Source organism: Methylobrevis pamukkalensis (assembly GCF_001720135.1).
GTDB classification, from domain to species: domain Bacteria; phylum Pseudomonadota; class Alphaproteobacteria; order Rhizobiales; family Pleomorphomonadaceae; genus Methylobrevis; species Methylobrevis pamukkalensis.
The window spans coordinates 1-8,952 of record NZ_MCRJ01000139.1; the positions used below are offsets into that span (position 1 = coordinate 1).

The window sequence follows — 8,952 nt, forward strand, 5'->3', positions numbered from 1 at the left end:
CGCCGGCCCCCGAGATCGTCAAGAATCCGGACGCGAAGGTGCTGACGGTGATCGGGGACTCGCTGGCAAGCCATCTTGCGCGCGGCCTCGATGTCGCCTTCGCCGACACGCCGGATCTCAGGATCGAGACCGAGATTTCCGGGGCCTCCGGCCTCGTGCGCGACGACTACCTGAACTGGCCGGAGACGCTGGCCGCATTCTCGGCCGCGAGGATCCGCCGGAGGCGATCATCGCCGTGATCGGCCTCAACGACCGTCAGCCGATTGCGGCCGCCGACGGCGCCCTGCCCTTCCGCGCGCCGCCGTGGGAGACGGCCTATCGCGAGCGCATCGTCGCGCTGGCCGGGCTCGCCGCGGAGGCCAAGGTGCCGATGTGGTGGGTCGGCCTGATGCCGATGGAGAGCGGGCGCCTGTCCACCGACATGGCCTATATCGACCAGTTGATCCGGCAGAGCCTCGACGGGCTGGACACGCAGTATGTGGACGTGTGGAAGGCCTTCGGCGACGACGTCGGCAACTATGCCGCCTCCGGGCCGGATCTCGACGGCCAGATCCGCCGGCTGCGGCTGTCCGACGGGATCCATTTCACCACATCCGGCCGGCGCAAGCTGGCGTTCTACGCCGAGCAGCCGCTCCGGACCTGGCTGGAAAAGGGCACCGTGGGCAATGCTCCGCCGCCGACCGCCGCCGACGGCCTCGTCATCTCGCTGACCGATCCCGACGCCGGCACCGACGAGGATCTCGTCGCCGACGACGCCGAGCCGCCGCCGCGGGAGGGCAGCGCGCTGCATCGGCTCGTCACCCTCGGCCTGCCGCTGCAACCGGTACCGGGCCGCGCCGATGCGATGGCGCTGCCGACCCTTGCGAGCGCCCCGCCTGCCGCCCCCGCGCAGGCACCGCCCGAGGCCGTCCCCGAAGTCGCCCGCGAGGCACCGGCCGGTGCGGCGTCGCGGCCGGACGCTTCGGGATCATCGCCCGCCCCGCCCTCCCCGTCCCCGCACCCTGACGTCACGCGGGGTAAGATCACGCAAACGAAAAGGGAGACCCCTTGCGGGAGCCTCCCTCTCGAACCAACCGCGCGGGCCCGGCAACGCCGGCCCGTGCGACCGTACGTCGTGCCGATCAGTTGTAGCCGGGCTTGTAGTAGCTGGCCTGCGCCTTCTCGGCGTCGGTGTAGCCGGCAGCCGCGCTCCAGGGCTGCGTATGCGAGCTGGCACGCTCGCGCAGACGAAGATCGCTGTCGCTGTAGCCCGGGTGATAGGAGCCGGTCACGGCAGCCTCGGGAGCGGCATAGGACGACCCATGCGTGCCGACGACCTGGGAATTGGCGGCGCGGGCTTCACGATTGCGAAGCTCGATGTCGCTGGTGCTGTAGCCCGGGTGATACGGAGCGGCCACGGCGGCGCCGGTGATCCCGGCGAGAACGGCGGTGGCGAGGGCAATCGACTTGATGGTCATGATGAGATCCTTTCCCAACCTGTGTCTTGGAAGCTCAGGCTCCGGGGAGGCCGGCCAGCCCGGCGAGATCACGTGGTCCCGCGTTCCATGACCCTGATCTGGGGATCGCCAGACGGATGATTAGGCCCCTTTTGGGGAACAGTGAGGTAAATCAACTGCCTGTCAGATTTCTGTGATCCGCCTTGAAACGCGGACCATCGCGAAGACGGCGCGGGTGCACTGCAGCACGCCTCAGGCGGCCTCGACCTGCAGCCGGCCGCCGCGCACGGAGACAATCCTGACCCGCGTTCCGGCCGGCAGGTTCGGCCCTTCCACCCGCCAGACCGTGTCGTCGAGACGGATGCGGCCGATACCGTCGACCAGCGGTTCCTCCAGCAGCGCCGTGCGGCCGACCTGACCGCCGGCGCGGTCGTTGAGCGTCGGCGCAGCCTCGTCCGAGGGGCGGCTGCGCGTGCCGTACCAGCGCCGCCCGACGAGCGCGGCCACCACGGCGAGCAGGAGGAACAGCAGCAGTTCGGCCTGCCAGCCGAGATCGACGACGAGGGCGAGCGCCCCGACGACCACGGCCGCCGCCGCGAACCAGATGAAGAAGGTGCCGGGCAGGAGGATCTCTACGCCGGCAAGCACGGCGGCGAACACCCACCAGGCCCAAGGGCCGAGATCCTGTGCGAGACCCGCAAAAAAGCCCACCGCCCGCTCCTCCCCGTCCGTCTGCCCCGCCATCGCGGACCGTCACGCCCAAACCGTCACGCCCAGAGCCATGCCGAAATCTTCGCGCGGGCGGGCTCACTCCCCGTCGGTGCGCACGGGAGCCGTCACCGGCGGGACGCCGGAGCGCGAGCGCCGCGGCGGCTCCGGGTCGGTGGCAAAACGCGGCGCGCGCGAGTTCCGCGATGCCGCCGACCGATCCGATCAGCGCGCTCGCCTCCAGCGGCATCATCAGGATCTTCTGGTTCGGCGAGTTGGCGAACTTGCCCAGCGCCTGGGTGTACTTGTCGGCGATGAAATAGTTGAGCGCCTGCACGTTGCCGTCGGACACGGCGTCGCTGACGGCGCGGGTGGCGCTGGCCTCGGCCTCGGCCAGCCGCTCGCGGGCCTCGGCGTCACGGCGCGCGGCCTCCAGCCGGCCCTCGGCCTGCAGGATCTGCGCCTGCTTCTCGCCTTCGGCCTTGAGCACCTGCGCCTGGCGCATGCCCTCGGCCTCGAGGATCGAGGCGCGCTTGTCGCGCTCGGCCTTCATCTGCCGGGCCATCGATTCGACGAGATCGCGCGGCGGGTTGATGTCCTTGATCTCGATGCGGGTGATCTTGATGCCCCAGGCCTCCGTCGCCGCGTCGACCACATGCAGCAGGCGGGTGTTGATCTCGTCGCGGTTGGACAGGAGGTTGTCGAGATCCATCGAGCCCATCACCGTGCGGATGTTGGTCATGGTGATGTTGAGGATCGCGTTTTCGAGGCCGCTGATCTCGTAGGCCGCCCGGGCGCGTCGAGCACCTGGTAGAAGGTCACGCCGTCGACGGTGCAGGTGGCGTTGTCGCGGGTGATGATCTCCTGGCTCGGCACGTCCAGCACCTGCTCCATCATGTTGAGCCGGGCGCCGATGGCGTCGATGTAGGGCACGATGAAGTTGAGGCCCGGCCGCAGCGTGCGCGTGTAGCGGCCGAAGCGCTCGACCGTGTGATTGAACCCCTGCGGCACCTGCTTGATGCCGGCAAAGAGCGTGATCACCACCAGGACGACCAGCACGAGGACGAAGATGTCGAAACCGGAGAAGCCGTACATGCGGAGCCATCCTTTCGCAGTCGGGGCGATGTTCGCATGGAAGCCGTGAAGCCGCGATGAATCAACCGCCCGGACGGGCGATGATCACCGCGGGCCCGGCTGCGGCCCTCTCGACCTCAGATCCAGCCCATCAGTTCGCGGCGCACCACCGTCTCGATCACGTCCATGCCGAGCATGCCGTCGTTGAGGCAGGGAATGTGGGTGAAGCGCTCGCCGCCGGCGTGGAGGAAGCTCTCCTTGCCCTCCTCGGCGATCTCTTCCAGCGTTTCCAGGCAGTCGGCGGAAAAGCCGGGGTTGATCACCGCCACCTTCTTCACGCCTTCGCCCGGCAGCGCCTCGAGCGTCTTGTCCGTGTAGGGCTGCAGCCACTCCTCCGGCCCGAAGCGCGACTGGAAGGTGACCTTCAGCCGGCTCTCGTCCCAGCCGAGCCGCTCGCGCACGAGGCGGGTCGTCTTGTGGCAATGGCAGTGATAGGGGTCGCCCTTGCGGAAATAGGACTGCGGCACGCCGTGATAGGAGGCGAGCACCACGTCCGGCGCAAAATCCAGCGTCGCCAGATGCCGCTCGATCGAGGCGGCGATCGCGTCCACATAGGCCGGATCGTCGTGATAGGGCGGCACGGTGCGCACCGCCGGCTGCCAGCGCTGCTTCATCAGGTGCTCGAACACCTTGTCGTTCACGGTCGCCGTGGTTGCCGCCGCATATTGCGGATAGAGCGGGAAGATCAGCAGCCGGTCGCAGCCTGCCGCCTTCAGCGCATCGAGCTTCTCGGCGATCGAGGGCTTGCCGTAGCGCATCGCCCAGTCGACCGTGACGTTGGGCATGGCCGCCAGCCGCGTGGCCAGCTTGTCGCCCTGGGAGCGGGTGAAGGTGCGCAGCGGCGACTCGTCGAGCTCCCTGTTCCAGATCGAGGCATAGGCGGCCCCGCTCTTCTTCGGCCGCGTGGTCAGCACGATCAGGTTCAGGATCGGCCACCAGATCGCCCGCGGCGTCTCGATCACCCGGCGGTCGGACAGGAATTCCTTCAGATAGCGGCGCATCGGCCAGTAGTCGGTGCCGTCCGGCGTGCCGAGGTTGACGAGCAGCACGCCGACGCGGCCGGTCTTCACCGGCGGATGCGCGGCCGGAAGTTTCATCGGCTGCGGCACGCCAGGCCCTGCGGTCGTCGTGATCTGGTCCATGCCCCGTCCTGCTCCCACGCTGAATCGACGTTTGTCGTTCACGAAACCGTTCCGGTCGTTGATGTCCGGCTGCAGGAACGGCCCGCTTCGTGATCGGCCGCCCGCGCGCTGACAGATAAGCCAAGTCGGCAGCTTTGCCAGCGGCAAACACGGCGAAAGCCGATTTTCTGCCGGATTGCGTCCCGGCGCTGCGCGGCGCAGGCCGGCGCCAGGGGCGTTGCAACGCCGGCTTCAATACCGATCACGCGAATCTGAACCACGTGGCAATGAGCTTCATGTGATCGCCGGCCCACTTTTCTATTTCGCAGCAGGGGCATAGCTCTGGATCAACGAAACGCGAAGCCGTTCCGTCCACCCCGAGGCCCCGCCGCAGGCGACCCGGCCCCGAACCAGAAGGAGTGTGTCATGTCTTTCAATCGTACCGTTCTCGCCGCCGCCGTCTTCGCCGCCCTGACCGGCGCCGCCGTCGCCGCCCCCTATCACCCGGGCTACAGCGACAGCGAGATCCGTCTCCGCGCCCAGGAAGCCCGCGCCGCCAACGCCCAGGTGACCGGCACCCACGGCGCCGCGCTCGCCAACGCCCCGGCCGTGTCCGGCGCCTACCATCCCGGCTACAGCGACAGCGACGTCATCCGCGCCGAGCGCGAGGCCCGCGCCGCCAACGCCCAGGTGATCGGCACCCATGGTTCGGCCGTCGCCACGCAGGCCCCGGCGGTGAGCAACGCCTACCATCCGGGCTATTCGGACTCCGACTGGAACCTCCTCAACCGCTGAGCCCGCCCGTCCACCGCCCTCCGCCGCCGGCTCCTCCGCAGGGAACCATGCCGCGGCGGATGAGGCCCCCGAATGAAGCCGAAGGATCGGACAGCCGTCCATCCTTCCCGAGACCCGCCGCCGAAATGGCCCGGTCGTTCCCCTCAAGGAGTGTGTCATGTCTTTCAATCGTACCGTTCTCGCCGCCGCCGTCTTCGCCGCCCTGACCGGCGCCGCTGTCGCCGCCCCCTATCACCCGGGCTACAGCGACAGCGAGATCCGTCTCCGCGCCCAGGAAGCCCGCGCCGCCAACGCCCAGGTGACCGGCACCCACGGCGCCGCGCTCGCCACCGCCCCGGCCGTGTCCGGCGTCTACCATCCCGGCTACAGCGACAGCGACGTCATCCGCGCCGAGCGCGAGCCCGCGCCGCCGACGCCCAGGTGATCGGCACCCATGGTTCGGCCGTCGCCGCGCAGGCCCCGGCGGTGAGCAGCGCCTACCATCCGGGCTATTCGGACTCCGACTGGAACCTCCTCAACCGCTGAGCCGGATCGGTGATCGCCCCGATGTCCGTCGCCGGCAGGCCCGAAGGGCCGATGCGGCGGCGGACGCGGCGCCGGACTGACGCGGACGGGCACGTGCCCCTCCCGGATCGTCCGATCGCCACAGCGTCCGATCACCCAAGCTTCGGACCACGAGGCCTTCCGCCCCGTTGCCTTCCGCCCCGCAGATCCGGGGACGGCCGCGCGGAGGGGCGCGACAACCGGCGCCGGCAGGCCCCCGCAAGGGACACGCCTCCGGCGCCGTTGCATGTCCGCGGGCCGGGCGAACCGGTCAGTCGAGATAGTAGCGGCGCGCGACGCGGAACCAGAAATCGACGATCGTGTTGGCGATCTGGCTCATGCCGTCGAGGCTGTCGACCTTGTTGATGACCGCGTTGGCGCCGAAATCATAGGCGCGGCGCACGAGTTCCTCGTCGGTCGCCGTGGTCAGCACCACCACCGGCAGCGACTTGTAGTCCGGATGCTTGCGCAGCCGCGCAAGAAACAGGATCCCGTCCATCACCGGCATGTTGATGTCGAGCAGGATCAGGTCCGGCAGCGGCCCGCCCGCTCCCGTGCGCTGGGCGTCGAGATAGTCGAGCGCCAGCTGCCCGTTGCCGAAGGGCAGGACCTCGATGCGGATCGGCGCCTGATCGAGCAGCCGGACGATGAGGCGGACCTCGTCCTCGTCGTCCTCGACGAGAAGGATGCGCGCGTCGGGACTGTCCACTTCCACCGGCCCCTGCCGGAGATCTCCCTTCGCAGCCATCATCGGTTTTCTCCCCCGGTCGCTCTCGTTGTCCGGCATACGCTCGCGTGCCGTTGTTGGACGCGCCGCGCAAACGGCACACGCTGCGCTCTGTCATGCGACCTTCGGCGAATCATACCACCCTTGCGTGTCGAAGCGCCATGATCAGGCTGAACTCTCCGCGAATGAATCGTCTGATTCTACCGGCATTTGAGCGCCAAAAAGTTTACGCGGGCTCAATGAAGCGTTGCCTCCGCGTCAGCGCGCGGACATGGCGCACGGGTTTGACAACTCGGGCGTCTCGGATAACAAACGAACAGCCGGCCGGCAGAGCCGGAACCCGACCTCAGGGGGAACTGTTCATGCCGTTTCTCATCCGGATCAGCCAGATCATCGACGCCATCAGCGTGACCGTCGGCAAGGCCGTGTCCTGGCTGGTGCTGGTCGCCGTGCTGGTGAGCGCCGGCAACGCGGTGTCGCGCAAGGTGCTGTCGGCCAGTTCCAACGCCTGGCTGGAGATGCAGTGGTATCTGTTCTCCGCCGTGTTCCTGCTGGCCGCGGCCTATACGCTCCAGCGCGGCGAGCATGTGAAGATCGACATCATCTACGGCCGGCTCCAGCGGCGCACGCAGGTGTGGATCGAGGTGCTCGGCACCCTGTTCTTTCTCTTCCCCTTCGTCGGCATCACCCTCTACCTGACCTATCCGCTCGCGATCCAGCGCTGGGTCAGCGACGAGGTGTCGAGCAACGCCGGCGGCCTGCCGCTGTGGCCGGCCTGGATGCTGATCCCGCTCGGCTTCGCCCTCCTCGGCCTGCAGGGCATCTCGGAACTGATCAAGCGGATCGGTTTTCTCACCGGCACCGGCCCGGACCCGCTGGAAGGCCGCGTGAGCGGACCGCACTGACGGCAGGATCCGCCGCCGCGCCGAAAGGCTGCCGGCAGGGTTCGCCCCCGACTTCGACCCGATCCCGCCGCGCGCCAGACGAGGCCCCAATGACAGCCTTCTTCGCGGAAAACCTCGCTCCGATCATGTTCCTCTCGCTGGTGGTCCTGCTGCTGCTGGGCTATCCGGTCGCCTTCGCGCTCGCCGCCAACGGCTTCGTCTTCGGCCTGATCGGCATCGAACTCGGCCTGCTCTCGCCCAACCTGTTCGGCGCGATGCCCGACCGCATCTTCGGCGTGATGGCCAACGACACGCTGCTCGCCATTCCCTTCTTCACCTTCATGGGGCTGATTCTCGAACGAAGCGGCATGGCCGAGGATCTGCTCGACACGATCGGCCAGCTGTTCGGGCCGATCCGCGGCGGCCTTGCCTTCGCGGTGATCTTCGTCGGCGCGCTGCTCGCCGCCACCACCGGCGTCGTCGCCGCGTCGGTGATCTCCATGGGCCTGATCTCGCTGCCGATCATGCTGCGCTACGGCTACGACCGGCGCATCGCCACCGGCACCATCGCCGCCTCCGGCACGCTCGCCCAGATCATCCCCCCGAGCCTCGTGCTGATCGTGCTCGCCGACCAGCTCGGCCGCTCGGTCGGCGACATGTACGAGGGCGCCATGGTGCCCGCGCTGATCCTGACCGGCATGTACACCGGCTTCATCATCCTGATCTCGATCTTCAGGCCGGAGCTGGTGCCGGCGCTGCCGCCCGAAGCGCGCACGCTCCGCGGCCTCGCGCTGGTGCGGCGGTCGATCACCTCGCTGCTGCCGCCGCTGGTGCTGATCTTCCTCGTGCTCGGCACCATCTTCATCGGCCTTGCAACCCCCACCGAAGGCGGCGCCATGGGCGCGGTCGGCGCACTGGTGCTGGCCGCCATGAACCGGCGCCTCGATTTCACGATGGTCCGCCAGGCGCTCGACACGACGACCAAGCTGTCGTCCTTCGTGATCTTCATCCTGCTCGGCGCCCGCGTCTTTTCGCTGACCTTCTACGGCGTCGACGGCCATCTGTGGGTCGAGCACCTGCTGTCGGCGATCCCCGGCGGCGAGCTCGGCTTCCTGATCGTCGTCAACATCCTCGTCTTCTTCCTCGCCTTCTTCCTCGACTTCTTCGAGTTGGCCTTCATCATCGTGCCGCTGCTGGCCCCGGTCGCGGCCAAGCTCGGCATCGACCTCGTCTGGTTCGGCGTGCTGCTCGGCGTCAACATGCAGACGTCGTTCATGCACCCGCCCTTCGGCTTCTCGCTGTTCTACCTGCGCTCGGTCGCGCCCGAGAAAGCCTATGTCGACAAGGTCACCCGCAAGACGATCGCGCCGGTCACCACCGGTCAGATCTACATGGGCTCGATCCCCTATGTGGTGATCCAGCTGATCATGGTCGGCCTGCTGATCGCCCTGCCCGGCCTGGTGATGCACTACAAGAACGACCAGATCGAGTTCGATCCCTCCACGGTCAACGTCGACGTGCCGATGCCGGGCGCCGGCGGCGGCAACCCGTTCGGCGCGCCGGGCAGCGACCCGACCGCCAATCCCTTCGGCCCGGTCGCAACC

At 68.3% G+C, this 8,952-nt stretch carries 8 protein-coding genes and 2 pseudogenes; 5 read left to right on the top strand and 5 right to left on the bottom strand.

Translation table 11 applies throughout. The features are described from left to right. Nucleotides 1–47 precede the first annotated feature (47 nt). Nucleotides 48–565 (top strand): annotated as a pseudogene (locus A6302_RS26440) (SGNH/GDSL hydrolase family protein); the annotation flags it as partial. Nucleotides 566–1,121: 556 nt separating this feature from the next. On the opposite strand, the gene A6302_RS24835 reads toward A6302_RS26440, so the two are convergent. The 4 genes and pseudogenes from A6302_RS24835 to hemH form a co-directional block, all read right to left on the bottom strand. Then, a complete protein-coding gene (locus A6302_RS24835; RefSeq protein ID WP_069308170.1) occupies nucleotides 1,122–1,457 on the bottom strand; it encodes a hypothetical protein in 336 nt (111 codons plus the stop codon). A 231-nt stretch (nucleotides 1,458–1,688) separates the two neighbouring features. After that, nucleotides 1,689–2,147 (bottom strand): NfeD family protein, encoded by a 459-nt coding sequence (locus tag A6302_RS17835; RefSeq protein WP_245294132.1) that lies wholly within the window; start codon nucleotides 2,145–2,147, stop codon nucleotides 1,689–1,691. Between the two features lie 55 nt (nucleotides 2,148–2,202). Further along, nucleotides 2,203–3,239 (bottom strand): annotated as a pseudogene (locus A6302_RS17840) (SPFH domain-containing protein); the annotation flags it as partial. A gap of 116 nt (nucleotides 3,240–3,355) precedes the next feature. After that, nucleotides 3,356–4,420 (bottom strand): ferrochelatase, encoded by a 1,065-nt coding sequence (gene hemH / locus A6302_RS17845; protein WP_069308172.1) that lies wholly within the window; start codon nucleotides 4,418–4,420, stop codon nucleotides 3,356–3,358. A gap of 405 nt (nucleotides 4,421–4,825) precedes the next feature. On the opposite strand from hemH, the gene A6302_RS17850 reads away from it, so the two are divergent. After that, nucleotides 4,826–5,194, top strand: coding sequence for a hypothetical protein (locus A6302_RS17850; protein WP_069308173.1), 369 nt, complete (start codon nucleotides 4,826–4,828; stop codon nucleotides 5,192–5,194). A 157-nt stretch (nucleotides 5,195–5,351) separates the two neighbouring features. After that, nucleotides 5,352–5,618: a hypothetical protein gene (locus tag A6302_RS17855; protein ID WP_069308174.1), complete on the top strand. Its 267-nt coding sequence runs from the start codon at nucleotides 5,352–5,354 to the stop codon at nucleotides 5,616–5,618. Nucleotides 5,619–6,008: 390 nt separating this feature from the next. Here A6302_RS17855 and A6302_RS17860 read toward each other — a convergent pair whose 3' ends face one another. Then, nucleotides 6,009–6,488 (bottom strand): response regulator, encoded by a 480-nt coding sequence (locus A6302_RS17860; RefSeq protein ID WP_169833618.1) that lies wholly within the window; start codon nucleotides 6,486–6,488, stop codon nucleotides 6,009–6,011. 338 nt (nucleotides 6,489–6,826) lie between these two features. Here A6302_RS17860 and A6302_RS17865 point away from each other — a divergent pair, with 338 nt between their 5' ends. After that, nucleotides 6,827–7,369 (top strand): TRAP transporter small permease subunit, encoded by a 543-nt coding sequence (locus tag A6302_RS17865; protein WP_069308175.1) that lies wholly within the window; start codon nucleotides 6,827–6,829, stop codon nucleotides 7,367–7,369. A gap of 89 nt (nucleotides 7,370–7,458) precedes the next feature. Next, a partial coding sequence (locus A6302_RS17870; RefSeq protein WP_069308176.1) for a TRAP transporter large permease occupies nucleotides 7,459–8,952 on the top strand: 1,494 nt, incomplete at its 3' end.

Excerpts from the sequence above, each read along its gene's own strand:
- A6302_RS24835 (WP_069308170.1), bottom strand. The coding sequence starts at position 1,457 with ATGACCATCAAGTCGATTGCCCTCGCCACCGCCGTTCTCGCCGGGATC.
- hemH (WP_069308172.1), bottom strand. The coding sequence starts at position 4,420 with ATGGACCAGATCACGACGACCGCAGGGCCTGGCGTGCCGCAGCCGATG.
- A6302_RS17850 (WP_069308173.1), top strand. The coding sequence starts at position 4,826 with ATGTCTTTCAATCGTACCGTTCTCGCCGCCGCCGTCTTCGCCGCCCTG.
- A6302_RS17855 (WP_069308174.1), top strand. The coding sequence starts at position 5,352 with ATGTCTTTCAATCGTACCGTTCTCGCCGCCGCCGTCTTCGCCGCCCTG.
- A6302_RS17860 (WP_169833618.1), bottom strand. The coding sequence starts at position 6,488 with ATGATGGCTGCGAAGGGAGATCTCCGGCAGGGGCCGGTGGAAGTGGAC.
- A6302_RS17865 (WP_069308175.1), top strand. The coding sequence starts at position 6,827 with ATGCCGTTTCTCATCCGGATCAGCCAGATCATCGACGCCATCAGCGTG.